Origin of the sequence: Aequorivita xiaoshiensis, assembly GCF_022008395.1 — a bacterium.
Classification (GTDB): Bacteria; Bacteroidota; Bacteroidia; order Flavobacteriales; family Flavobacteriaceae; genus Aequorivita; species Aequorivita xiaoshiensis.
Genome location: NZ_JAIRBB010000001.1, coordinates 477,319 through 502,341, shown reverse-complemented (window position 1 = coordinate 502,341; position 25,023 = coordinate 477,319). Strand labels below are relative to the sequence as shown.

The window sequence follows — 25,023 nt, the reverse complement described above, 5'->3', positions numbered from 1 at the left end:
ATCAAATTCTGTTTATCATTCCTTGCTCGAGCATAATATCTAAAGCTTTATTTGAATCGCTTAAACCCCTACACAGCGAACCAGGTAGAATAATTTTTCTGCTTTTACTCTTATTTTTATCATCAATAAAATCTACCCTAAAATATGCTCTTGAAAAACACTTTTTAGATCGATGGAATGTTACACGAATTATCTTCTCTCTTTTAATTACGGAAGTATTAAAATATTTTCTTTTCCTAAATGAATCGTAAATTGTAAAAACAACTATACCAAAGAGTAATAAAAGATTAATCCAATCACTATTTTTAAATGAATTATAAGTTAAATACAGGAAACATAGTACTGTAAATATTATAGAAATTGTATAAATTACTTTATTTTCTGATGTATCCTTAGAGGTATAATTTTCTAAATTTCCATCAGAAGTAAAAATAATTTTTTCTTCTAAAATATGACAGAATCCTTCATACGTTTTAAACTTCGAGATTTCGTCCATTTTATAAAAAGTGATTGCATGACATCAAATTTCTATAGCGTTTTTTTGAGGCTAAATCAAACAAATTATCACTTCAAAATTTTCTTATATCTTCCTTCATCATTCAAAACAGCCACAGCTTCTAGAATTTCAGGATTGTGTTCTATTTGATAGTTATATAAACCTTCACGATAAAAATAACGCTTTAGAATTTCGTCTTTTAATAACGATTCTATTTCAACTTTTTTATCCATAATAGCCTTCTCTTTTGCTGTATCAATAGCAGCCATTAATTGATTGTAACTTTGAGAAATTTCATTGTTTAATTCGTCCGATTCAGCCAATTTTAAACCTTCTGCAAATTTCTTTTCGGTTTCTGTTTCATATTCAAAATTATTTGCTTTTAAATACTTTAGGAAATCTTGGAAGTCACTTTGTCCAAACTTAAAGTTTTTCCAATCCGTCATTTGATGGCTGTAATAGTATTTTGTAGCATAATCAAAAATTGCATTGTCTTTTAGTAAAGCCGTGGTAATTGGGCTATAAACCGCCGATGCCATTTCAATATCTGGCAGTATTCCTCCTCCGTCATAAACAGTTCTACCTCCTTTAGTTTTAAACTTGTTATATTCTTTTGGATCTTTTCGAATAGGATCGCCATTTTCATCTCTATGCCAGTAATCAACAGCTTGAATTCCACGACCGCTTGGTGTGTAATACCTAGAAATGGTAACTTTTAACTGAGTTCCGTATGTTAGCTTTTTAGGACGCTGTACAAGCCCTTTTCCGAAGCTTCGAGCCCCAACAATCACTGCGCGATCTAAATCTTGTAAACCTCCTGAAACTATCTCACTAGCCGATGCACTACGACCGTTGATTAAAACTACTAAAGGGATTTCTGTATCTACGGGTTCAAAACGTGTTTTATAAGTTGCATTATACTTTTCAATAACTGATTTTGTGGTGGTGATTACTTGATCTTTCTCAACAAAAAGGTTTACAACGCTTATTGCCTCATTTAATAGTCCTCCCGGATTTCCTCGTAAGTCTAATATTATCTTTTTCGCACCTTGAGATTTTAAATCTATTAATGCTGCTTTGGTTTCAGAAGTAGTTTTACTATTGAATTTTGAAAGTACAATATACCCAATATCATTGTTTATCAATTTATAAAAAGGAACTGCTTTAACTTTCACTGCTTCGCGTGTAATGGTTGTGGTAGTGGTTTTACCTTGTCTTTTATAAGTTACATCAACTTTAGAACCTGGAGCACCTTTAAGTAATTCTCCCGCATCTTCTTCAAAATTTGCCAAGGTAACATCCCCTATTTTAATAATTTCATCTCCTGCTTTTAAACCTGCTTTATCTGCGGGATACCCTTGATAAGGTTCTACAATTATTATTTTATCTTCCCGGGTCTGAGCGGTAGCACCAATACCTGTATAAACTCCAGAATTATTAATTTTAGCATCCTCAACTTGTTGTTCGTTCCAATATACGGTATAAGGATCTAAGTCATCTAACATTCCTTTTATAGCTTTATCCATAAGAGTAGCCGGAGTAACTTCATCTACATAATTCATATTTAATTCCTTGTAAAGCGTAGTGAAAATTTCAATCTGCTTCGCTATTTCAAAAAAATCGCTTTTAAAACTTACAGTGGTAAAAAATATACCAATAGCCACAATGGGAATAATTATTCTCTTTTTCATAATTGTTGTGTTAATGAGATTTTGAGTTGTTGTGATAGTCTACCAACTTACTCAAAGTATCAGGATTTTATTCTACACTTCAGAAATATACGAAGAATGATAATATTTCTAATTCCAACGAAGAATAAATAGGAATTGTTTCACGGTTTTGAAATAAATTGAATAAAACTTGAAAGCTTAGCTATTATCTTCTTGCAATTTTTTCAGCAATTTTAGCATTGACTTTTCCAATTGAACATATTCCGGTTTTACTTTTCCTAAATATAAAAAAAGCATCTTAAACCTAGTGTTGCCACTTTCTTCAATTAGGTGTTTATGTAGTCTATATACCTCGCGAAGTTGTCTTTTTACGCGATTTCTATCTACGGCAGATTTAAAATTACGCTTAGGAACAGCAAATGCTGCTAGATTGGTATCAATTTCTTTATTGGGTAAAAAAAACACTTTTATAGGAAATTTTGTATACGTTCTCCCTTCTGAAAACAAGGTTTCAATTGTTTTGGTGCTTTTTAGCTTTTCAGTTTTTGGAAATTTTTTGTTCACCGAGTAAATATATAAAAAGACTTCTCAGCTTTTCGGTTGCACTTCAATAGTTTTCCTATCTTTTAGTTTTAAAGAAAATCACCTTTTAAAGTTGTAATTTTAATTCTTAGTTTAAAACTGTAAAAACAAAATTTAAAAATCATTTATTTTGAAAGAAACGCTTAAAATATCGATTATTCAAAGTAATCTTCATTGGGAAAATGCTGAAGCAAATCTGAAAATGTTTTCAGCGAAAATAAAAAATATTGAAGAGAAAACAGATTTAATCGTCCTTCCTGAAATGTTTTCAACAGGTTTTTCTATGAACGCCGAAAAATTAGCCGAACCTAAACATGGAAATACTTTAAAATGGATGATTAACGAAGCAAAAACGCATAACACAGCCATTACCGGAAGTGTAATTATTAAGGAAGATGAGAATTTTTTCAATCGGATGTTTTTTGTATTTCCTGATGGCAGTTATAAGAAGTACGACAAAAAGCACACATTTACCTTAGCAAAGGAAAATGAAACGTATAAAGATGGTACCGAACGTTTAATTGTAGATTATAAAGGCTGGAAAATCTGTCCGCTTATTTGTTACGATTTGCGTTTTCCTGTGTGGGCAAGAAATACAGAAGATTATGACATTTTAATTTATGTAGCAAACTGGCCAAAAGTAAGAACCTTAGCTTGGGATACGCTACTACGTGCGAGAGCAATTGAAAATATGACTTATTGCGTAGGCGTTAACAGAGCTGGTTTTGATGGAAACGACCACGAATACGTTGGACATTCGGCAATTTATGATGTTTTAGGAGCTAAAATAACTTCTAAGGACATAGGGGAATTTACCGAAACGGTAGTTTTAGAAAAACAACACATTGTTAACAATCGAAAACACTTTCAGTTTTTGAATGATAGAGACGATTTTACTTTAGTATAAAAGTTTCGTTTAAGCTCCAATTGGCACGTACTTCAATCTCTTTAGGATAATAGATAATTTTTTCGGCTTCCATCCTATTTAAGAAACTCCCTGTGTCCCATCTTCCGTTTTGATTGTCGTCGTAGATAATTCTTAAAAGATATTTTTCCGGAGAAAGTTCGTCGAAATAAACAGGACTGTTTTCGGTTAAATATCTTTCTGCTACAACACTATACTTGCTATTTAAAATTTGAACGATAATTGGAAATCTATTTACATTTACCAGATTGAGACTAAGCGTTCCGTAATCTGAAGACAATCGCGTTTTTACGTTAAAATACAGCGTGTCATTGGTATTCTCGAAAAAGTCGGTCAAGGCTCCCGGCATAATGCTAATGTTATAGCTTTCATCTTCTTCTTTTGGAAAATGCAGTTCTGCTAAATTGTGTTTTTTATTCAACCTTATTTTAGTTTCAACAAACACCGAGTCTTTGTTAATAACTTCAAATTTCTCTGTATCAAAAGAAATTATTGGTGTGTTTAATCGCAATTTAAAGGTGTCCTTTAATTTTAAAAACCCAGTTTTAACTGCTGAAACTTTTAACGAATCACTGTAAAGATCACGTATTCTTACCGAAACTGTATCTTCTATATTTCCATTTGTAACTTTAAAGAGCACAGAATCTACTTTAAAATTAGGCTTAAACCAATAGTGAAGTGAATCTTTTATTTCATCTTTATAAGATGTGGAAACGTAATTTTGACCTACATCCGATAACATTTCAACTTTTAAGCTATCTACGCGCCCTTCATAACCAAAAACAATATGGTTTTTAGAAACTAAAGCAGGTCTTGCTAATTTGTAATCCGGAGTTTCTTTAAAAAGTGTAAGTGCATAAGTAGAATCTGTAGGCAAGGTAATTACTTCATTTACAAATCCAATTTTATCTGTCTTTGGTTGAAAAGTGTAATCGTTACTTTTTTCATTTAAAGCAATTAGTAAATATTTTCCTTGTTTTAGATTTGAAAGCTCAAATGTCCCGCTACTGTCTTTAGTAACAGTTATGTACATCGGTTTTTCAGAATAAACCACTGAGTCTTTAAAAGTTTCATTTACTTCGTAAAGCATTACCGTTGTTGGAATTTCAGGAGAAATTAGTTTAGCGTCTTTTACCTCTCCTGAAAGTTTTAAACTATCTATATACGTTCCTGTGGAAAACACATATTTAAAATATTCAAACTCGTTTTCTTCATTGTTATCAACAATACTTTTTCCGAAGTTGAAAGAATAGGTTGTATTAGGTTTTAAGGTATCTAATAGTTTTATTTTTAATCTCTTTGAAGTACTTAGCGGTGTGATAACCGGCGTATACTTCATCGGTGGAGAAATGATTAACTGATTGTTTAAATCTTTTAACTTGATATATTCATCAAATCGAATTTCAATTTCATCTCCTTTAAAATTCGTGCTGTAATTTTCGGGAATACTTCTTACAATTACTGGAGGAATAGTATCTCTTGGTCCACCTGATGGCGTTCCTTTTTTGGCGCAATCAGTAAATGAAAGCATAAACAAAAGCGCAATGGGAATGTATAGAAGGCGATGTTTCAAGATGAAATTTTAGTTGTTAATAAATTTAAAATTGAATTTATTGAAATCTGCCCAAAATTAAACAATAAGAAAGAACTAGTAGCAATTAACAAACAACTATTAATGTTTATGCAACGGCAATCGTTGCAATACTAATGCATACATTCTCTCCTTTAAGCAACTGTAGTGCACATTTTTCTAGCGTTGCACCTGTGGTTATAATATCGTCTACCAATAAAATATGCTTGTTTTTGATATCTTTTAATTTTTGTATGGAAAAAACTTCTTCACTTTCAAAACGGAGCATTCTTGTTTTAAAAACTTGGGAACCAGATTTTGAAATTTTAATTAAAATATCATCACGATAGGCTACGTTAAGGGCTAAGGCAATTTCTTTTCCAAACCCTTCTACTTGATTATAGCCTCTTTTTTTTAATTTCTGTTTATGTAAAGGAACCGGAATTACTAAGTCTATATTATTGTAATTTTTACACTCGGCCAATTCTGCACCAAGCCATTTTCCAAAAAAATAACTAATCTCCTCCTTTCCACGATATTTTAAGTTGTGAAGTAACTCCTGTGTTATTCCTCTTTTTTGAAAATAAAGTAGAGATGTTGCATTTTTTACTAAAAATCTTCCATAAAACTTATTTTTTAAAAAATTACTTTCATTTTTGTGAAACGAAGCTATAGGTAAGGAATGAATACATTCAATACAAACTGTTTTTTCTCCCTTAAGTAACGGATTATGACAACTATAACAGATTTTAGGAAAGAGTAGATTTAACATTTTTTATGAAGTTTTATCATTTTGTAAACGTTTGTTAAAGAAATACCTACCTACATTTACCAATTATACTAAATACAATTAAATTATGAGCACCGAAAATGAAAATAATAGCGGTAAGTTTAAGATCCTTATAGGAGTTCTATCTCTACTGCTTATAGCATTAGCAGTGTATACTGTAACATTATTTAATGAGAATAAAGCTACAATTTCTAACCTAGAAACTGAAAAAGATTCTATCGAGCAAGAACTTGAAGGGTTAATTGCCAATTACGATGAAGTTATTAAGGATAACGAGTTAAAGGATAAAGACTTGTTGGCCGCGCGTGAAAGAATAAATGTGCTATTAGACTCTGTTAAAGATGCTAAGGCTAATATCGGTTTGATTCAGAGATATAAAGTAGAAGTTGGTAGGTTAAAGCAAGAAAGAGCTATGCTGTTTAAAAGAGCCGATAGTTTAATTGATGCCAATAAAAGACTTGCTATGGAGCGCGATAGTACGTTCTTAGAGTTGGATAATACTAGGATGGTTGTAGATTCTGTAAATCAGGAGAACGAAGCAATGAATGAAATCTTGAAAAAAGGATCGATTGTTAAAGCTACAAACTTAAGAGGGGAAGCTGTAATTATTAGAAATAGTGGAAAAGTTGTAGATACAAGACGTTCAAGCCGTGCAGATAAAATTAGAGCTTGTTTTACATTAGCTCCAAATTCAATTGCTAAAAGTGGAGACAGAATTATTTACATTCAAGTTATCAACCCTAAAAATGTTATGATGGGTGATGATACAGTAAAACAATTTGAAGATAAAAACTTAAACTACAGTGCTTCTACAAATGTTTTTTATGAAAATGAAGCACTAGACGTTTGTATTTTAGTTAATTCAAAAGAAACAAACCTAGTTGAAGGTAGATATACAATTAACATTTTTGATGGACCAAATCAAGTTGGAACAACAACTATGGAATTGAAATAGCCGATGAAATATACATTTTGATATAAAATTCATTATGTTTGGCTAAAATTAAAACTAAAACCATTGCAATTTTTGCAATGGTTTTTTAATAATAAAAAAAATCAAGTTCTCTCTTCGAAGGTTGAGGGGACTTTCCTATTTTTGTGACATGGCAAACAACGACGATCATTTTAAAAAAGTAGTTTCCCACGCAAGGGAATACGGTTACATATTTGCATCTAGCGAAATTTACGACGGTCTTAGTGCTGTTTATGATTATGCTCAAAATGGTGTAGAATTAAAGAAAAATATTCGCGAATATTGGTGGCGAAGCATGGTGTATATGCATCAAAATATTATAGGGATAGATTCTTCAATATTAATGCACCCAACTACTTGGAAGGCTTCGGGCCACGTAGATGCTTTTAATGATCCTTTAATTGACAATAAGGATTCAAAAAAACGCTATCGCGCCGATGTGCTTATTGAAGATTATGCTGAAAAACTTTATCAAAAAGCGCAAAAAGAAATTGAAAAGGCAAGAAAGCGTTTTGGCGATAGTTTTAATGAAGAAGAGTTTGTTTCTACAAATCCTCGAGTTGTAAGATATCTAACCGAACAACGCACTGTTTTAGAGCGTATGGCTAGTTCGCTTGAAAAAGAAGACTTAGCAGATGTAAAAGCGTTGATAGAAGAGCTCGGTATTGCAGATCCGGTAACTGGATCGAAAAACTGGACAGAGGTACGTCAGTTCAACCTTATGTTTGGAACTAAACTTGGTGCTTCAGCCGATAGCGCGATGGACCTTTACCTACGCCCAGAAACGGCTCAAGGAATCTTTGTAAACTTTTCGAATATTCAAAAGAGTGGAAGAATGAAAATTCCATTCGGAATCGCTCAAACCGGAAAAGCTTTCCGTAACGAGATTGTAGCACGACAGTTTATCTTTCGAATGAGAGAGTTTGAACAAATGGAAATGCAATTCTTTGTTCGTCCTGGAGAAGAACTTAAATGGTACGAATACTGGAAGGAAACACGCTTAAAATGGCATCTTTCATTAGGAATGGGAGAAGAAAATTATCGTTTCCACGACCACGATAAACTTGCACATTACGCAAATGCAGCTGCAGATATCGAATTTAACTATCCTTTCGGATTTAAAGAATTAGAAGGAATACATTCAAGAACAGATTTTGATCTTAAAGCTCACGAAAAATTCTCTGGTAAGAAATTACAGTTTTTCGACCATGAGATGAATGAAAGCTATGTTCCTTACGTAGTTGAAACTTCTATAGGTCTGGACAGAATGTTCCTTGCTGTATTGAGTAATTCACTTCAAGAAGAAACCTTAGAGGGTGGAAGTACACGTACAGTTTTAAAAATACCAGCAATTTTAGCACCGGTAAAAGCTGCAGTTCTTCCTCTTGTTAAGAAAGATGGACTTCCAGAAATTGCGCAACAAATTATCGATTCTCTTAAATGGGATTACAACGTAGCTTACGACGAAAAAGATGCCGTAGGAAGACGTTACCGCCGTCAAGATGCAGCTGGAACACCTTTCTGTATTACAGTAGATCATCAAACAATTGAAGATAATACAGTAACCATTCGTAACAGAGACACAATGGAACAAGAAAGAATTAGTATTTCTGAGATTTCAGATAAATTGAAAGAAACCATCTCATACCAAAGCTGGCTTTCTAAATAGTTTTTTTTAAGTGGTTAATTCTATATTTCAAGAAGAGGAGGATAATTAAATATCCTCCTTTTTTATACCTAAGAAGTAGTTATTCTGTTCTATTTACGATTGAAGTAACTTCAACAGGAATCGCTTTATTACATCTATTCATCTGTCTTAAGCCATTATATTTTACCCATACAGGCTGATTCTCTTGTTTAAATTTTTCTTTTAAATTCACAGGATCAACGTAGTAAATTCCTCTTTCACCACTTTCCAATTGTATGGTATACTCACAATCATCTTTTATGTTTGAGTAAATAATTTTCCCTGCCAAATACCCTTCTGCTATCATTTTTTTTGCTTCCATTTCTGATGAATTATTCTCATCACCCGCAGATTGGTTTTGCATGGGACCACAAGAAATTATAAATACTGAGAAGAGAGCTAAAGTTGTTTTAATTATCATTTATTATTGTGTTATTGATTTATGAAGATACAAAATTGAACCCATTTATTAAGAAATGATTTCGCATATTTCTTACTAAAAATAAGCTCTCAACTGTACACTTCCTGTATGTACTGTTTTAGTAGTTTCGCTTTTACGTCCAAAATAGGATAGGTTAGCATCCAAATATTTGGTTATTCGTTTTTGTAACAACATCCGCCAAGTAAAGTTAGTTCCTGGTTGTAGGCCCTCCAACATTTGATACGCTACAGGAGAAAATGGACTTCCTTCAAACTTGTTATTAATATAATTAAATTCTCCATTTATAGAAACCTTTTCAGCATTGGAATAAGCAAATGAAAACCCTAATACCTGTTGGTCTAACTTTTCCATTTCACCTAATTTATTCGATTGGTTTTCAAATTCATAAAAAACATCAAATCGAGTTTGCTGGCTCAATAAATACGAAATTTTTGGATTGATAGAATATGATTCGAGTTGGTAATTCCTATTTGCAAAATTTTCTGAAAGACTTTCATTATTGCTAATTTGACTTTTAAAATTCATCAACCAGCTTTCTTTAATCTTGTGATTGAAGTTAAGTTGATGACTTTTCGATTTGTTTTGTTGTAAGCCAATAGCAAGCAGATTGTCGCTAGACGATGAAAGATATGTGTAGCTAGTAGAAAAATGCTGTTTTCCGCGATTGAAAAATAGCGCATTTCTAAAATTTGAAATTAACCCAAGTTGATCCTCCCCTCCATCTTCAAAAGGATTAATATTAAAAGCATCATTTCTTCGTTTTACTTTTCTATCTAGAATGTATGAAGTTTGATTGTAAAAGTGAGAAAGAAACTTTTTAATACCCACTTCATTCATCCATTTTTGAGGATTTAAAGTAAGTATCTGACTGAATTTATTCTGACGGATTTTTAAGAAGACTTGATTGGGTAGTAATATTCTAATGTATTCTGCTTGATCTTGAAACTGCGCTACTTCAAATTCTTCTAATTCTTGAATTCCATTATTATTGTAATCAATCCAAGTGTAAACACCCTGCCCTGGTTCGGTTTTAACATAGGTAAATTCTTGCTGTGGAATAACCCCATTGTTAGATTCTAAAGTAGTATTCCATCGAATTCCCCCCTGCAACAGCGCTTGGTTGAAAATAATTCTGGAGTTTAACGAACGGTCTATTTCACGCTTAGTTTCAATTGTAGGAATTTCTTGACTCAATCCAGTTTCGTCTCCTATTTTAGGTTCATACTTTAGCGTTCTGTAATTAGCAAATGCCGATAGTTGTGTATTGTCAGTATTTATCAATCGCGATTTTAAATAAAATGTATGTGACGAATTTACTTTTTGAAGTATGTTGTTTCTAACACTGTCATTCACCCGATATTGATAACCAGTCTCTACAAACACTTGCGTGCTATCTCCTACGCCCATATAAGCCTCATAAGCGCTAAATTTTTGACTTGTTGGGGAAATGCTATCGCGAAGGATATCTTTAATCTGGTTATCTTCTAAAGCCGTTTTAGCGCCAATCCAAGCTTTGTTCAACGAATATGTGGCCGTATTGTTTAGTCGAAAGAAATTTGATGTAATTGAATCGGCTTTGCTATTTAATAAACTTCCGTTTGTTCTTAACCTGAATTTATTTAGTTTAATCTCTGATGCAATTACATGACGTGTCCCATTGAAGTTTTCAGAATAATTCAAATTTTGAAACTCATACCTACCTATTCCATTTTTTGGATGTGAAAATTCAACTCCAGAAATTACAAAGCTTTGATTTCCTTGTGGGTTTAAAAGGTTCCAATCTCTGTTAAATTCAATATTGTAAAGGTTTTCGATGGTTTTAAAATCTTTTTGTACAAAGTCTAACGAACCAAATGCATTAACTTTTAGTGTATCGGCTGAGGTTAGTACGCGCTGTTTAAAAGCTAATCTACCTGCAAAACCATCGTTATTAGTATCGTCTATATCGCTGAATAAATTGAGATCGTTTTTACTACCTGCAACTTCAAAATCTATTTGAGTTTTATGGGAAGGATGATAACTTCCATTTAAACCACCTATTTGAAGCTTTATGGGAGCATTTAATTTAATAATTGGCTCATAATTACCTTGGGGGACACCATTTACAGGAGGTATATATTCAAAAATCCTGCTGATAGCGTTATTGTCAGCAATTACATAGTTACCGTTGTTACTTCCCACTAGTGAGAAACGCACACTGTATAGTTCGTCTTCTGGATTATTTGAAAACACGAAAACTTCCTCCCCATTGATAATTACTTTTTTGTAGAGAATTTTGTTTTCTGAATAGGTATCAGGAACCGCCGATGGTGCGGTCATTAAATCCATATCATCTCCAGCTGCTTTTAATATTGCCACTTGTTCCTCCGAAAGGCTTTGTTGCAAGGGCTGATTTTTAGCATCATTTTCAGAATAAACATATACTCCTAAATCCAATTTATCACTTGAATAATTCCCGCCTCCATAACCAATAAAACGTGTGTAGCTTCTATCGGTATATTGATATTCTACAGTAATTCGCATATCGCTAGTTATAGGATAAGTAGGATTAAATTTTATTTCACCAGCATTGTAATCAATTACGTAATCTTCGTTTTCGCCTCTATTTAAGAGCAGTCCGTTTACATAAACTCGCTCACTACCTGAAACAACCAAAATATAAAGCTCTCCGTTAGGACCTACGAGTTTATATGGGCCTTGGTTTCCTTCTTGTCCAACAAATTCACTTTTAGAAAAAACACCCTTAACTAATGCTCCAGAAGCGAATGCTGAAATTTTGGAACCGTCGTCGTTGTTAAAAGTCCCGCCTAAAGAAATCCCTTGCACTTTTTTCGTAAATCTTCCGAAGTAGCTATTGTTGTTTTGAAGATCTATATCTCCTGCCCGTATATTCCAATTTTCTCCAAAAAGCTCTATGAAAATCTGGTCAAATTCATTTAAACTCTGTGAATAACCGCCTTCTTGGGTAGGAATATTTGCATCCTGAATAGAAGCACGAATCGAAACCTTATCACTTAATTTACCTGTTATCTGTAAATCTAACTGACTATTAACAACTGCATTTTGATTGTTTCCAATGGTAATACCCCGTGAAATACTTCCAGAAGTATTCAAGCCATCAAAAGGTGTAAAGGTGTTTTTGTTAGTACTTTCTTGTAGAGAATATAATTTATCAATCCGCCCGGTGTTTTCAACAATTATTTTTGGGTCTAGTGCGAAATAATCTCGGGTAAGAAAATCAGGATACTTTAAATACTGAATGGTCACAGAGTCTTCTTTTTGAAGTAGCCCATCGGCTGCATTAACAGTACGGGAAGGAAAAATAATTCTTCCTTTTTTAAAATCTATTAAATAACTAAAGGGATCTAGCTCATTTCCTTCTTTGTCGAAAATGTTGAACTTTTTAGGATTTATTCCTGCACTATCAATTGCAACAGTATCTCTTACAGCAAATTTTTTCTCAACATAATTTGAATTAATATCCTGTGCATAGCCTATTGCTACGAACGTAAAAATGAAAATGGACAGGATTAACTTCATTAACTATAAAACTATTCGTTTGGCTTTTTATTTTGATAGGGTAAAAATACAATCTCAATCCCGAGGGGCTTGGAATTTTCTAGAACAAATTTAAACACTTAATGTAATATTGTATTGGTTGTTAATAGCTGTTGAGATATTTATCTTGCAAGCTTAAAATATTTATTTAACTCACAAAAAAATACCCGACTTCAGGGCATTTTATATGAAAATAATCTCATACAACGTAAACGGAATTCGCGCAGCCATGCGAAAAGGATTTATCGATTGGTTAAAAGCAGCAAACCCTGATGTAGTTTGTATTCAAGAAACTAAAGCTAATATTGATCAAGTAGATGTAGCGGAAATTGAAAAGGCAGGATATCCCTATCACTATTGGTTTAGTGCTCAAAAAAAAGGGTATAGCGGCGTTGCGATATTTACTAAAATTATCCCCAATCACGTAGAATACGGAACTGGAATTGATTATATGGACTTTGAAGGGCGAAATATTCGTGTAGATTTTGATGCTCCTTCTCTTCCTGGTGGGCAGATTTCTGTAATGAGTTTGTATTTGCCAAGTGGAACAAATATTCAGCGTTTAGAGCACAAACTTACATACATGGATGATTTCCGAAAATATATCGACAACCTTAGAAAAGATATCCCAAATTTGATTATTTGCGGCGATTATAATGTTTGTCATAAGGCAATTGATATTCACGACCCAGTAAGAAATAAAAACGTCTCTGGATTCTTGCCTGTAGAGAGAGAATGGTTGGACGATTTTATGAATAGTGGTTTTATAGATAGTTTCAGACACTTCAATAAAGAGCCACATAATTATACATGGTGGAGCTATCGCGCAAACGCAAGGAACAATAATAAAGGCTGGCGTATTGATTATAACTTGGTGTCTGAACCTTTAAAAGATAATTTAAAACGCGCTGTAATTTTATCGGATGCTAAACACAGTGACCATTGCCCGCACTTGGTGGAGTTAGAATTCTAAAAATGCGTCATGTTTGACGAGTTTTGTAAACCCGTCGAGTAATATCAAATACATTATTATGAAATACACAACGCTTCCAAATACCAATTTAACAATCAGTAAACTCTGTCTTGGAACGATGACGTGGGGGCAACAGAATATTGAGGCCGAAGCGCATCAACAATTAGATTTTGCTATTGAAAAAGGGATAAACTTTATAGATTGCGCCGAAATGTACCCAGTTCCCGCAAATCCACGGACCCAAGGCAGAACAGAAACTTATATTGGAAATTGGTTAGCGAGGAAGCAAAACAGAAACAATTTAGTAATTGCAACCAAAATTGCTGGGCCTAGTCGAAACATGGATCATATTCGCTTGCCTTTAGATTTTAGTAGAAAATCTTTGAATGAGGCGATTAATAATAGTTTAAAGCGATTACAAACCGATTATATAGATTTATATCAACTACATTGGCCTGAGCGAAGTACTAATTATTTTGGGCAACGTGATTATACCTATAAAGAAAACGAAGCTTGGAGCGATAATTTTGCTGAAGTACTTCACAATTTAGCGCATTTTGTAAAAGAGGGTAAAATTCGCCATATCGGGCTTTCAAACGAAACTCCTTATGGGGTGATGCGTTGTATGGAAGAGGCTAGAAAAGGGAATATTAAAATTGCAACAGTTCAAAACCCTTATAATTTATTAAATCGAAAAGATGAAATTGGGCTTTCTGAGATCCTTCATCGTGAAGATATTGGGTATTTACCGTATTCACCCCTAGGTTTTGGAACGCTTACAGGGAAATATTTAGAGGGAAAAGCAAATGAAAAATCTCGTATAAATCAATTTAAACAATATAGCCGTTATAGTAGTGATACTGCAAAGGATGCAACGAGACAATATTTTGAAATTGCTAAAAAATACGATTTGAGCTTTACTCATTTAGCACTAGCATTTATTCTTCAAAAGAAATTTGTTACAGCCCCGATTGTAGGTGCTACTTCTTTAGAGCAGCTTTCAGAAAATATTGAAAGCATTAATATTACGCTTTCTAAGGCCACTTTAAAGGAGATTGATCTTGTCCATAACAATATTCCTAATCCGGCTCCTTAGGCACCTACAAGCGTAATAAAATCTAATTTATTAAACTAAAAAGACCTGTCAGGTTTTTAAAATTTGAAAGGTCTAGATTTCACATTATATTTTAAAAATATTATTGTTTATCAATAATTATTCTATATTTGTTATCGTTAAACGATAATACTTTGAAGAAGATTAAAATAATGCACGGTTTTGTGATAGGGCTTATAGTAGTATTTGCGTTGTCTTTTATTGGTAATATATATCTTGAATTCTTTTCTGACTTTATGGACCCATATAGAGAACTAGAACTGTATAATGATTTCATATTTGGATATTACACATCGTTTGTTGGAGTATTTTTATCAGTTTTCACTTTTATAGGCTTAATATATGTTGAAAATGGATTAAGAATAACCTTAAAAAATGGAATGTTTAATGATAAAAGTTCCCATAACTTTATAATGGCAGGAAAATTATTCTTTGTGTCTGCAATTTTAGGCGTTGCTTTTGATATAGCTGTATTTCTTCATTCAGAAGGACAACGAATATTAGGAATTACTGTTGAAAGTTTGAGTAAAAACTTCCTACTTATAATTTTAGCTTTTGTTTTATACATTATTGCCGACATTATTAAAAACGGCAATGAGTTAAAATTGGACAACGACCTAACAATATAATATGCCAATAATTATAAATCTAGACGTATTGCTTCAAGAAAAAGGAATGACAGGAAAGGAGCTTGCCGAAATTGTAGGTATAACAGAGGCCAATCTTTCCATTTTTAGAAGTGGAAAAGCCAGAGCGGTCCGTTTTACAACCCTTGAATCTATTTGTGAGGCGTTGGATTGTCAACCAGGAGCTATTTTGGAGTTTACAAAAGATTAAAATTTCTACTTTAATGATGTCCATATTTGCTATATATGGACATAAAATGTACATTTATAGTACTAAAGTATTTTTATTATGAATGTAAGCTTAACAGAAAAACAACGAAAATACATAGACGACCAGGTAAAATCTGGCGATTATCAAAACGCCAGCGAAGTTGTTCGAGATGCTTTACGTAAACACGAACTTAACGAAGAAAAGCTTCAATATTTAAGAAAAGAAATACAAAAGGGGATTGATAGTGGAATAAGCTCAAGAAATGTTCAGGATATTCTGAAAGCAAAAAGAAAAGAGCATGGACTCGAATAAGAGACAGTTCTTAAGTTATCAACTTTCTGAAACTGCAGATCTTGATCTTGTTGAAATATATGAATATTCGCTTATAGAATTCGGATTTGAGCAAGCGGAAGAATATTTAGATGGTTTTCATCACTTATTTAATCAATTAACCAATTTTCCGAATGAAGGTGTTTTAAGAAAAGATATTGGACTTAACATACTTAGTATTCCTTATGGTTCTCACCTCGTATTTTATTCAATTGCCAAAAATTCTATTTCAATCATAAGAGTTTTACATCATAGCCAAAATACTTTGTATTATTTTAAGTAAACCGTTAATATAATAAAGGGCAGTTCAGAAATTATTGAAAAGAAAAAGACCTGTCAGGCTTTTAAAACCCTCGAGGTCTTGTATAAATTAATAGTGAGAAATAAAAAATCCCAAACTCCAGTTAACTGAAATTTGGGATTTTAATATTTTTAAAGTTTGCGTTAGCTTAATCAGCCAATACCATTACTTTATTATTGTTACATTCAACAGTTCCTCCAGAAATATGAAGTATCCATTGTCCGTCTTCTTGAGTAAAGTTTTTTTGAAACCCTTCAGCAAATGTTGGGTTTCCTCTAAATTTTACTTTTCCTTTTTGTAAAACAGAAACAATAGCTGCGTGGTTGTTAAGCATTTGAAACTCACCTTCCACACCAGGAACGGTTACGCTTTCTACTTCTCCAGCAACTAATGATGCTTCAGGGGTAACTATTTCTAAGTACATTTTTTCAATTATGAATTATGAATTATGAATTCAGGATCTGTTTTATAATTCAGAATTCTGCATTCTTAACTCTGAATTATTTTAAGCTTCCGCAAGCATTTTTTCTCCTGCTGCAATTGCTTCTTCGATAGTTCCTTTAAGGTTGAATGCTGCTTCTGGAAGGTGGTCTAACTCTCCATCCATAATCATATTGAAACCTTTAATTGTTTCTTTAATATCAACTAGAACTCCAGGAATACCAGTAAACTGCTCTGCTACGTGGAAAGGCTGAGAAAGGAAACGTTGTACACGACGTGCGCGTCCTACTGCCATTTTATCTTCCTCTGAAAGTTCTTCCATACCAAGAATCGCGATGATATCTTGTAATTCTTTATATCTCTGTAAAAGCTCTTTTACTCTTTGTGCACAAGCATAGTGTTCTTTTCCAAGAATAGCTTCTGTAAGAATTCTTGAAGTAGAATCTAAAGGATCTACTGCAGGGTAAATACCAAGCTCAGCAATTTTACGAGAAAGTACTGTTGTTGCATCCAAGTGGGCGAACGTTGTTGCCGGCGCTGGATCCGTAAGGTCATCCGCAGGTACGTAAACCGCCTGTACAGAAGTAATAGAACCTCTTTTTGTTGAAGTAATACGCTCTTGCATAGCACCCATCTCTGTTGCCAAAGTTGGTTGATAACCTACCGCTGAAGGCATACGACCTAGAAGGGCAGACACCTCAGAACCTGCTTGCGTAAAACGGAAAATGTTATCTACGAAGAAAAGTACGTCTTTTCCTTGTCCTTCTCCTGCTCCATCACGGAAATACTCAGCAATTGTCAATCCTGAAAGCGCAACACGTGCACGTGCTCCAGGTGGTTCGTTCATCTGTCCGAATACGAAAGTAGCTTTAGATTCTTTCATCGCAGTTTTATCAACTTTAGAAAGATCCCATCCACCTTCTTCCATAGACTTCATGAAATCGTCACCGTAACGGATAATTCCAGATTCAAGCATTTCACGAAGTAAGTCGTTACCCTCACGAGTACGCTCACCTACACCAGCGAATACTGAAAGTCCACCGTGTCCTTTTGCAATATTGTTAATTAACTCCTGAATAAGTACTGTTTTTCCTACACCAGCACCACCGAATAGACCAATTTTACCACCTTTTGCGTAAGGCTCAATAAGGTCAATTACTTTAATACCAGTAAATAGAACTTCAGTAGAAGTTGAAAGATCTTCAAATTTTGGTGCTTCACGGTGAATTGGAAGTCCGTTATCGCCAGCTTTTGGCAAGTTTCCAATACCGTCAATAGCATCACCAATTACGTTAAAAAGTCGGCCATATACTTCATCACCAATAGGCATTTGAATAGGCGCTCCTGTAGCAACAGCTTCAGCACCACGGCTTAAACCGTCTGTAGAATCCATTGAAATGGTACGCACCATACTTTCACCAATGTGTGATTGAACCTCAAGAACTAATTTGTTCCCGTGGTTGTTTACCTCTAACGAGTCGTATATTTTTGGAAGTTCCGATCCGCTTTCAAAAGCAACGTCTACTACCGGGCCAATAATCTGTGCAACTTTTCCTGTACTTTGTGACATGAGTAACTCTTTATTTTATAGTTATCTAAGGCTGAATAAACCAGCCCTGTTTTAAACAGGTGCAAAGATAGTTTTTTCTGAATGATAATTGCAATGGAATTTTTAAAAAAATTACAACCACACAATTATCTGCATAACAGTTAATTAGAACATCTTATAAAGGAACAGCAGAATCGTTTTTTTATTCTATTCGTAAAACAGTTTCTATGAAGAAGTTTCTGCAATTAACTTTAGAATTATTTTAAAGCAATTTTCAAATTGTTAGTCGAGTTTTTCACAAAGTCTACGAACCTCCTTCGAGAATAAATCGATTATCTTGTTTTGTAGTTTGTCTCCTTTAGGAATAATCCGGCCATCGATTTCAACAACAGGTGTCAATTCACCCATAGTCCCTGTGGCAATTACTCCATCGGCATTGTAAAATTGTGAAAGTGTAATATCGGCTTCTGAAATTTCAATTTCGTGTTTTTTACATAATTCAATTACTGAGTTTCTCGTAATTCCAGGTAAACAGGCATGAGCGAATGGAGTAAAAACTTTACCATCTTTTACCATAAAAAGATTGCTGCCATTTAATTCGGCTATAAATCCACGATCGTCCAGCATTAAACCTGCATCTTTTCCTGCAACATTAGCTTGAATTTTTGCAATTATGTTATTAAGTAAGTTGTTGTGATGGATTTTACTGTCTAAAAATTGCGGCGAATTTCTTCTTTGACTTGTACTAATTACTTTTATTCCATGGTCATTGTCGTATACTAAAGGTTTCCATTCTGCTAAAACAATTAAACAAGAACCACTCTGATTTAATCTAGGATCCATACCGCTTGTAATCTTTTCACCTCGGGTTAACGTTAACCGAATATGAGTATCATCGGTCATTCCGTTTGCATCGAGAGTTTGCTTAATTGCCTTTTTGATGAATTCCTTTGAAGGAATATCTGCAAAGGCCAAGGTTTTAGCCGATTCGTGTAAACGAGTTAAATGTTTGTCTAAACAAACTATTCCTTCAGGGTAAACGCGTAAACCTTCCCAAACTGCGTCACCACCTTGAACCGAGCTGTCAAAAACGGAAACTTTTGCTTCACTTCGCGGGTGTAGCTTGTCTTTTATAAATATTTGAATATAGTCGTTTTTGGGGTTAGATTTTTGAAGCATTTTATTGAAGTTATGAGTTATGAGTTGATGGAGTTGTTATGTCGAGAAAGAATTTCCTTTAAATTAAAATATTTTTTTTAGCACCTCATCCCGAAGGAATGAAATATTTATAGAAAAAAGTAACCGATATTTATACGACCCCATCGGGGCCGGATGCGGTTTCAATGATGTTTGCTATAAATATATGAACCATTCGGGTTCGGTATTCTTATAGTATTGGTTTGAATTCATAATAATTATGTATTATTCACAATATTATTTTTTAGAGTTTCGTAATAGGGCAAAGCCTCTTTTAGCAACGATTTCAAATGTTCGGGTAAGGGCTGAGAACTACTTTTTTGAAGCCTAAACCCTTCGCTGTTGTGAACATTTTTATACCAATGTTTTGCCCAAATTCCATCTTCTGGAATGCTGCCTTTTTCCCATCGAAGCATTTTTTCAGAAAAAGGAATTTTCAGTAATTTACAAAGTTTTCTTAGATAGGCTTCGGGATTTTTTAAAAGTTCGTCACTATCAATAACTGTAGGAGTCTTTTTATTGTTCTTCAGAAATAAGAATAATTCTGAAGCTTTTTTTATTCCAATATCATTCAAAGTAGGGGTGTGGATTACTTTTGAAAAGGATGCAATCAATTTTTTTGGATGACGAATAAGAATAACATTTTCCCAATTTAATATAAAGTGTGGTGTGTCTGTTAGGTAATGATGTGCCATCCCTTTTACAAAAACCTTTTGGGTTTTAGAAAGCTTGTTTATAGCATCAACCACCTTTTCCTCTTTCAATTCCATAGTTTGTAGAATTTCTTTTTGAGAAGGATGCTCATTTTCCAATGCTGCGTTAGCGAGATAGTAACCGTAAAAAGGCTCGTCTAAAACAGAAATATCTTCTCGTTGTGCAAACGAATACATAAGGGCGGTAGAAAGATTTCGCGGACCCGAGATAAGATTGATTACTTTCATTTACTAAAAGTATCAAATTTATTTTGGAAATAGGATATCTTTTATAATAGCTCGAACTGAATTTTTTCAGTGTTTTATTCTCGACTTCTTTTATATTGACAACTTGAAACAGGAGTAAAAAAATACAAGGATGTTTAAAACATTCAACATAATCTATAATTAAAAAAGACGAACCTTAGAAATATTTCTAAAATTCGTCTTTAAAGTATTATTCGTTTCGTTCGAAACTTATTCCACAGTAACCGATTTGGCTAAGTTACGGGGTTGATCTACGTTTTTATCTAGTAATACTGCAATATGATAAGAAAGCAACTGCAATGGAATTGTAGTAACCAACGGTGTTAATGCTTCTGGAGTATGGGGCACTTCAATTACATAATCTGCCATATCTCTAACCGCAGTATCCCCTTTAGAAACTACAGCTATAATTTTACCTTTTCTAGCTTTAATTTCTTGGATGTTACTCACTACTTTTTCGTAATGCTCACTCTTTATTGCGATTACCACAACTGGCATATGCTCGTCAATAAGAGCAATAGGGCCGTGTTTCATTTCGGCTGCAGGATATCCTTCGGCGTGGATATATGAAATTTCTTTTAACTTCAACGCTCCTTCCAATGCCACTGGGAAGTTATAACCTCTACCTAAGTAAAGGAAGTTGCGTGCGTCTTTAAACACTGCAGATATTTCTTTTATTTTATCCTCGCTTAATAACGCTTCTTGAACTTGATCTGGAATTAATTCCAATTCACGTAAATAAAGCATATAAGCACTGTTAGAAATAGTTCCTTTGGCTTTTGCTAGGCGAAGAGCCATCATTGTTAAAACAGTGATTTGAGTTGTAAACGCTTTAGTTGAAGCAACTCCAATTTCGGGTCCGGCGTGGGTATAACTACCACTATGCGTTTCTCTTGAAATAGTAGAACCAACAACATTGCAAATACCGAAAACAAAAGCACCTTTAGATTTTGCTAATTTAATAGCTGCAAGCGTGTCGGCTGTTTCACCACTTTGTGAAATAGCAATAACAACATCTTTTTCTGAAATAATCGGATTTCTATAACGGAATTCTGATGCGTACTCTACTTCAACAGGAATACGTGTTAAATCTTCAAAAATATACTCCGCAACTAAACCAGCATGCCATGAGGTTCCACATGCAACAATAATAATTCTATCGGCATTTAAAAACTTTTCGATATGGTCTTCAAGTCCGCCAAGCCTTACAATACCTTGGTCGGCAAGGAGTCTTCCACGATAAGTATCTTTAATAACAGAAGGTTGTTCGTAAATTTCCTTTAGCATAAAGTGATCAAAACCACCTTTTTCAATTTGTTCAAGATTCAACTGAAGTTCTTGAATGTAAGGAGCAACTAATTTATCGTCTTTTATCTTTCTGATTTTTACATCACGTCCTAGTCTAATAATAGCTAACTCTTCATCTTCAAGATAGATAGCATTATTTGTAAACTCGATAAATGGGGAAGCATCACTAGCTATAAAAAACTCATCTTCTCCAACACCTATAGCCAATGGGCTACCTAGTTTAGCAACTACAATTTCGTTTGGTTTTTTAATGTCGAAAACAGCAATGGCATAAGCTCCTACAACTTGGTTAAGTGCGATTTGCACTGCTTTTCCAAGTTTTACTTTTTCTTGTTTTTGAATATCTTCAATAAGATTAACTAATACTTCTGTGTCTGTTTCAGACTTAAAAGTGTAACCTCTATTTGTTAATTCTTTTTTTATTGATGCGTAGTTTTCAATAATACCATTATGTATCATTACCAATTCACCATTATTTGAATAATGAGGATGGCTATTTACATCATTTGGAACACCGTGAGTTGCCCAGCGAGTATGTCCTATTCCAACATTTCCCTCGCGATTTATCTCAGTTTCAGCCTTAGTTTCTAAATCTGCAACCTTTCCTTGAGTTTTACAAAGCTGGATATCTTTTCCGTCATAAAGTGCAATTCCTGCACTATCGTATCCTCTGTACTCTAAGCGCTTAAGACCGTTTAGAATTATCGGATATGCTTCTCTTTTGCCAATATAGCCTACTATTCCACACATAGTCGAATTTTAATTTGGTTCTGTATAATAAATTTGAAGTTTCAGTTTTTTCTCTTGGTTGGAAGTTGCATTTCCGTAAATAACGGTTCCTTCAGGAGAAATAACACTACTAGATGGCACCTCTTCGATACTAGGTTCCATAGCTTCTTTTAATTTTTGAGTTGTTCTATTCTTAACATTTTGAGATACAACAATTCCTAAAGGAACGTTTGTACTATCTTTATTTATAATGTTACTAATATGGTCGGTAATTTTTAATTTATAATATTTTCCATTTCCATCAGTACCGCGCTCTAACCTTCCAAAATGATTGGTAAAAGCCTCAATTGGCTCCAAACCGTTTGTTGGGTCGGAAGTGTAATCTACTAAGACGTTGCTGTTTTTTAAGTCGTAAATCATAATACGTTCTGGTTCAGATGCACCACCTGATACGATATCTTGATTTACATAAAAAACAAGGTTTGCTTCATTAACAAGCCATTTTTTACTTCTAAGTAATTCAAGTTCATCGGCAACACCATTATTGTCCAGATCTTTTCCAAAAAGTTCTACAACAGAAATTATTCCATCACCTCCACGAATGTAAAGGTTTTCATTTCCTGTTTCGGTATTTGGATTATCTACAGCTGTTTGTATAGGGCTAGGAAGTTCATTTTCAAAGGTATTAACATTAATACCATTAAAATTTAATTTAAAGACATCGTCTTTTCTTCCTTCACTATCTTCATCGTAATAACTATAGAATATAGAGACATTTGCTTTAGATTGATCAAACAAAAACAAACTACCATCATTAGTAGGGGAGTTTACTTTAAAATAAATTCCTCTTAAATAATTTTTGAAGTTATTGTTGTTTCGCAACTCCTCTTTCCCTTCCATATCAATTATAGTAGTTTGGAAAAAAGTTGAGTCTAATTTAACGCGTAATCCAGGACCTAATTTTTCTTCTTCGTCAGTACCTTCATTATAAATATACCCATTTCTAGTAGGAATAAATTGTTCTACTTTTCCTAATTCGGTATCGATATAGTTTTCAAATTCAGCACCTTGATTGGTGTAGTAATTTTGAAATTCTTGAAAACCAGCTTCAGGATCATATTCTCTTAAGAAGTAGTTAGATTTATAAATATTCACATTTATAGGACTGATACCGTAGATTGAATCTAACTCATAAGTAGTTACACTATCCACAGTTGTTCCTTCACTAAAATATGGTAAATACACAAAAACACTATCTACACGAGCACTATCACCAAACGTTGGATTGTTTTTTTCCATAGTAAGCTGTGATAACAAGTTAACAGTAGATTTGCCGTAAACAGGGTCATTGTAAACTCCCAATTGGTAGGCTGGAAGTCTATTACTTTGTAGAGGGCCAAGTTTTTTGCTGTAAGAAATTACAGTGTGTGATTCATCCAAAATACCATTCGGACTTTCATCTCCAAGTATTTCAGAACCAATTGTACTTATATCGCTTTCACAAGAAGATAAGCCAATAATTATAAATAAAATAGTGCCGGCGAGGGGCAACAAATTTTTAATTTTCATTTGCAAATAGTATTTGATAAATAGAAACGCCCAATACGCAAATTGCTTTCGTTTAGTAATTCAAAAGTGTTTACACTTTTTGTACCGCAAATAGCAAATAGGCATTTCATCAGTTTCTTTTTAATTGTTTTTCGGTTGAAACTATAAGACGCAAATATTATTGCGAATGTTGAAGAAATTATTCTAATACTTTCTCGCTGTAAAAATCCAAATATGCTTGGGAAAAATTCTCCATATTGTGATAATTTAACACAGGTTTTTCCAAAGTGTTAATATATTCTTCAAGTTCTGCAGGTATTTCTTCAGAACCTTTGATGATGGCGTCAGAATTATCAAGTGCAATCTTCATTAAATTAACGTAAGTTGGATTCTCAAGTCCCATAATTGCTTCATCATCAATAGCATCAAATCTCACTTTGTCTATAGTGTTTTTAGCCAACTCGCCATCAAATCCTTGATTGTACACAGAAGTTACAATCTTACTGTTTTCAAAAAGTGGTTCAGTTCCGTAGTAATTACGCAGATATAATGGTAAGAATGCAGCCATCCAACCGTGAACGTGAATAATATCTGGAGCCCAATTAAGTTTCTTTACTGTTTCAATTACTCCTTTCGCAAAAAAGATAGCACGTTCGTCGTTATCTTTGAAGAAATTCCCTTCCTCATCTGCAAAGGTTGCTTTTCTTTTAAAGTAATCTTCGTTATCAATAAAATAAACCTGTATACGCTCTTTTGGTATCGACGCTACTTTAATAATTAACGGCATATCTAAGTCGTTAATTACTAGGTTCATTCCAGAAAGTCTAATTACTTCGTGTAATTGATGTCTTCTTTCATTAATATTGCCGTAGCGAGGCATAAAAATTCTAATCTGTCCGCCACTGTTGTTAATCATTCTTGGAGCTTCAAACGACATTGAAGAAATCTCGGTCTCAGGAAGATATGGTACTACTTCGGAAGACACATACAAGACTCTTTTATCTTTCATCTATAGGGTATTTTAAGTGTTAAATGCAATTTTTT

Annotated in this window: 23 protein-coding genes; 9 read left to right on the top strand and 14 right to left on the bottom strand. The window is 33.6% G+C overall.

What is annotated here, in order from left to right:
• Position 1: 1 nt before the first annotated feature.
• The 3 genes from K8344_RS02280 to rnpA form a co-directional block, all read right to left on the bottom strand.
• The gene (locus tag K8344_RS02280; RefSeq protein WP_237606674.1) at positions 2-496 is read right to left on the bottom strand and encodes a hypothetical protein; all 495 of its coding nucleotides are present in this window, start codon (positions 494-496) and stop codon (positions 2-4) included.
• 68 nt (positions 497-564) lie between these two features.
• Positions 565-2,187: a S41 family peptidase gene (locus K8344_RS02275; RefSeq protein ID WP_237606673.1), complete on the bottom strand. Its 1,623-nt coding sequence runs from the start codon at positions 2,185-2,187 to the stop codon at positions 565-567.
• Between the two features lie 177 nt (positions 2,188-2,364).
• Positions 2,365-2,730 (bottom strand): ribonuclease P protein component, encoded by a 366-nt coding sequence (gene rnpA, locus K8344_RS02270; protein ID WP_237606672.1) that lies wholly within the window; start codon positions 2,728-2,730, stop codon positions 2,365-2,367.
• A 148-nt stretch (positions 2,731-2,878) separates the two neighbouring features.
• Between rnpA and K8344_RS02265 the strand changes: the two genes are divergently transcribed.
• Positions 2,879-3,655: an amidohydrolase gene (locus K8344_RS02265; protein ID WP_237606671.1), complete on the top strand. Its 777-nt coding sequence runs from the start codon at positions 2,879-2,881 to the stop codon at positions 3,653-3,655.
• Here K8344_RS02265 and K8344_RS02260 read toward each other — a convergent pair.
• Complete coding sequence (locus K8344_RS02260; RefSeq protein WP_237606670.1) at positions 3,642-5,246, bottom strand: Ig-like domain-containing domain; 1,605 nt, start codon at positions 5,244-5,246, stop codon at positions 3,642-3,644. The genes K8344_RS02265 and K8344_RS02260 overlap by 14 nt on opposite strands.
• Before the next feature lie 106 nt (positions 5,247-5,352).
• On the bottom strand, positions 5,353-6,015 hold the full coding sequence (locus K8344_RS02255) for a ComF family protein (protein WP_237606669.1): 663 nt from the start codon (positions 6,013-6,015) through the stop codon (positions 5,353-5,355).
• A gap of 85 nt (positions 6,016-6,100) precedes the next feature.
• Between K8344_RS02255 and K8344_RS02250 the strand changes: the two genes are divergently transcribed.
• Both K8344_RS02250 and K8344_RS02245 read left to right on the top strand, forming a co-directional pair.
• On the top strand, positions 6,101-6,988 hold the full coding sequence (locus K8344_RS02250) for a hypothetical protein (protein ID WP_237606668.1): 888 nt from the start codon (positions 6,101-6,103) through the stop codon (positions 6,986-6,988).
• Between the two features lie 148 nt (positions 6,989-7,136).
• Positions 7,137-8,675: a glycine--tRNA ligase gene (locus K8344_RS02245; protein ID WP_237606667.1), complete on the top strand. Its 1,539-nt coding sequence runs from the start codon at positions 7,137-7,139 to the stop codon at positions 8,673-8,675.
• A gap of 79 nt (positions 8,676-8,754) precedes the next feature.
• On the opposite strand, the gene K8344_RS02240 is transcribed toward K8344_RS02245, so the two are convergent.
• Entirely contained in the window at positions 8,755-9,114 is a 360-nt protein-coding gene (locus K8344_RS02240) for a hypothetical protein (protein WP_237606666.1), read from the bottom strand.
• Positions 9,115-9,189: 75 nt separating this feature from the next.
• Complete coding sequence (locus tag K8344_RS02235) at positions 9,190-12,675, bottom strand: hypothetical protein (protein WP_237606665.1); 3,486 nt, start codon at positions 12,673-12,675, stop codon at positions 9,190-9,192.
• Positions 12,676-12,880: 205 nt separating this feature from the next.
• Here K8344_RS02235 and K8344_RS02230 point away from each other — a divergent pair, with 205 nt between their 5' ends.
• The 6 genes from K8344_RS02230 to K8344_RS02205 all read left to right on the top strand — a co-directional run bounded on the left by K8344_RS02230 (position 12,881) and on the right by K8344_RS02205 (position 16,230).
• A complete protein-coding gene (locus K8344_RS02230; protein ID WP_237606664.1) occupies positions 12,881-13,666 on the top strand; it encodes an exodeoxyribonuclease III in 786 nt (261 codons plus the stop codon).
• Positions 13,667-13,724: 58 nt separating this feature from the next.
• A complete protein-coding gene (locus tag K8344_RS02225; RefSeq protein ID WP_237606663.1) occupies positions 13,725-14,762 on the top strand; it encodes an aldo/keto reductase in 1,038 nt (345 codons plus the stop codon).
• Positions 14,763-14,914: 152 nt separating this feature from the next.
• Complete coding sequence (locus K8344_RS02220; protein ID WP_237606662.1) at positions 14,915-15,409, top strand: hypothetical protein; 495 nt, start codon at positions 14,915-14,917, stop codon at positions 15,407-15,409.
• 1 nt (position 15,410) lies between these two features.
• Positions 15,411-15,617: a helix-turn-helix domain-containing protein gene (locus tag K8344_RS02215; protein WP_237606661.1), complete on the top strand. Its 207-nt coding sequence runs from the start codon at positions 15,411-15,413 to the stop codon at positions 15,615-15,617.
• A 78-nt stretch (positions 15,618-15,695) separates the two neighbouring features.
• Positions 15,696-15,929: a type II toxin-antitoxin system ParD family antitoxin gene (locus K8344_RS02210; RefSeq protein ID WP_237606660.1), complete on the top strand. Its 234-nt coding sequence runs from the start codon at positions 15,696-15,698 to the stop codon at positions 15,927-15,929.
• On the top strand, positions 15,916-16,230 hold the full coding sequence (locus K8344_RS02205; protein ID WP_237606659.1) for a type II toxin-antitoxin system RelE/ParE family toxin: 315 nt from the start codon (positions 15,916-15,918) through the stop codon (positions 16,228-16,230). Before K8344_RS02210 ends, K8344_RS02205 begins: the two co-directional genes overlap by 14 nt.
• Before the next feature lie 166 nt (positions 16,231-16,396).
• On the opposite strand, the gene K8344_RS02200 is transcribed toward K8344_RS02205, so the two are convergent.
• The 7 genes from K8344_RS02200 to K8344_RS02170 all read right to left on the bottom strand — a co-directional run bounded on the left by K8344_RS02200 (position 16,397) and on the right by K8344_RS02170 (position 24,988).
• Positions 16,397-16,672 (bottom strand): FoF1 ATP synthase subunit delta/epsilon, encoded by a 276-nt coding sequence (locus K8344_RS02200; RefSeq protein WP_237606658.1) that lies wholly within the window; start codon positions 16,670-16,672, stop codon positions 16,397-16,399.
• 81 nt (positions 16,673-16,753) lie between these two features.
• Positions 16,754-18,259: a F0F1 ATP synthase subunit beta gene (gene atpD / locus K8344_RS02195; RefSeq protein WP_139854144.1), complete on the bottom strand. Its 1,506-nt coding sequence runs from the start codon at positions 18,257-18,259 to the stop codon at positions 16,754-16,756.
• 261 nt (positions 18,260-18,520) lie between these two features.
• Positions 18,521-19,417, bottom strand: coding sequence for an aminotransferase class IV (locus K8344_RS02190; RefSeq protein WP_237606657.1), 897 nt, complete (start codon positions 19,415-19,417; stop codon positions 18,521-18,523).
• A 236-nt stretch (positions 19,418-19,653) separates the two neighbouring features.
• The gene (locus K8344_RS02185) at positions 19,654-20,376 is read right to left on the bottom strand and encodes a sulfotransferase-like domain-containing protein (protein WP_237606656.1); all 723 of its coding nucleotides are present in this window, start codon (positions 20,374-20,376) and stop codon (positions 19,654-19,656) included.
• Positions 20,377-20,604: 228 nt separating this feature from the next.
• Positions 20,605-22,452, bottom strand: coding sequence for a glutamine--fructose-6-phosphate transaminase (isomerizing) (gene glmS, locus K8344_RS02180; protein ID WP_237606655.1), 1,848 nt, complete (start codon positions 22,450-22,452; stop codon positions 20,605-20,607).
• Between the two features lie 9 nt (positions 22,453-22,461).
• Positions 22,462-24,000 (bottom strand): BamH family beta-barrel-assembly machinery protein, encoded by a 1,539-nt coding sequence (locus K8344_RS02175; protein ID WP_237606654.1) that lies wholly within the window; start codon positions 23,998-24,000, stop codon positions 22,462-22,464.
• A 178-nt stretch (positions 24,001-24,178) separates the two neighbouring features.
• Positions 24,179-24,988: a glycogen/starch synthase gene (locus K8344_RS02170; protein WP_237606653.1), complete on the bottom strand. Its 810-nt coding sequence runs from the start codon at positions 24,986-24,988 to the stop codon at positions 24,179-24,181.
• Positions 24,989-25,023: the final 35 nt, after the last annotated feature.

Bases quoted from the DNA above. Each gene is read 5' to 3' on its own strand.
- glmS (WP_237606655.1), bottom strand. From the start codon at position 22,452: ATGTGTGGAATAGTAGGCTATATTGGCAAAAGAGAAGCATATCCGATA.
- K8344_RS02175 (WP_237606654.1), bottom strand. From the start codon at position 24,000: ATGAAAATTAAAAATTTGTTGCCCCTCGCCGGCACTATTTTATTTATA.
- K8344_RS02245 (WP_237606667.1), top strand. From the start codon at position 7,137: ATGGCAAACAACGACGATCATTTTAAAAAAGTAGTTTCCCACGCAAGG.
- K8344_RS02280 (WP_237606674.1), bottom strand. From the start codon at position 496: ATGGACGAAATCTCGAAGTTTAAAACGTATGAAGGATTCTGTCATATT.
- K8344_RS02230 (WP_237606664.1), top strand. From the start codon at position 12,881: ATGAAAATAATCTCATACAACGTAAACGGAATTCGCGCAGCCATGCGA.
- K8344_RS02205 (WP_237606659.1), top strand. From the start codon at position 15,916: ATGGACTCGAATAAGAGACAGTTCTTAAGTTATCAACTTTCTGAAACT.
- K8344_RS02210 (WP_237606660.1), top strand. From the start codon at position 15,696: ATGAATGTAAGCTTAACAGAAAAACAACGAAAATACATAGACGACCAG.
- K8344_RS02275 (WP_237606673.1), bottom strand. From the start codon at position 2,187: ATGAAAAAGAGAATAATTATTCCCATTGTGGCTATTGGTATATTTTTT.
- K8344_RS02200 (WP_237606658.1), bottom strand. From the start codon at position 16,672: ATGTACTTAGAAATAGTTACCCCTGAAGCATCATTAGTTGCTGGAGAA.
- atpD (WP_139854144.1), bottom strand. From the start codon at position 18,259: ATGTCACAAAGTACAGGAAAAGTTGCACAGATTATTGGCCCGGTAGTA.
- K8344_RS02170 (WP_237606653.1), bottom strand. From the start codon at position 24,988: ATGAAAGATAAAAGAGTCTTGTATGTGTCTTCCGAAGTAGTACCATAT.
- K8344_RS02190 (WP_237606657.1), bottom strand. From the start codon at position 19,417: ATGCTTCAAAAATCTAACCCCAAAAACGACTATATTCAAATATTTATA.
- K8344_RS02225 (WP_237606663.1), top strand. From the start codon at position 13,725: ATGAAATACACAACGCTTCCAAATACCAATTTAACAATCAGTAAACTC.
- K8344_RS02250 (WP_237606668.1), top strand. From the start codon at position 6,101: ATGAGCACCGAAAATGAAAATAATAGCGGTAAGTTTAAGATCCTTATA.
- K8344_RS02235 (WP_237606665.1), bottom strand. From the start codon at position 12,675: ATGAAGTTAATCCTGTCCATTTTCATTTTTACGTTCGTAGCAATAGGC.
- K8344_RS02185 (WP_237606656.1), bottom strand. From the start codon at position 20,376: ATGAAAGTAATCAATCTTATCTCGGGTCCGCGAAATCTTTCTACCGCC.
- K8344_RS02240 (WP_237606666.1), bottom strand. From the start codon at position 9,114: ATGATAATTAAAACAACTTTAGCTCTCTTCTCAGTATTTATAATTTCT.
- K8344_RS02255 (WP_237606669.1), bottom strand. From the start codon at position 6,015: ATGTTAAATCTACTCTTTCCTAAAATCTGTTATAGTTGTCATAATCCG.
- K8344_RS02215 (WP_237606661.1), top strand. From the start codon at position 15,411: ATGCCAATAATTATAAATCTAGACGTATTGCTTCAAGAAAAAGGAATG.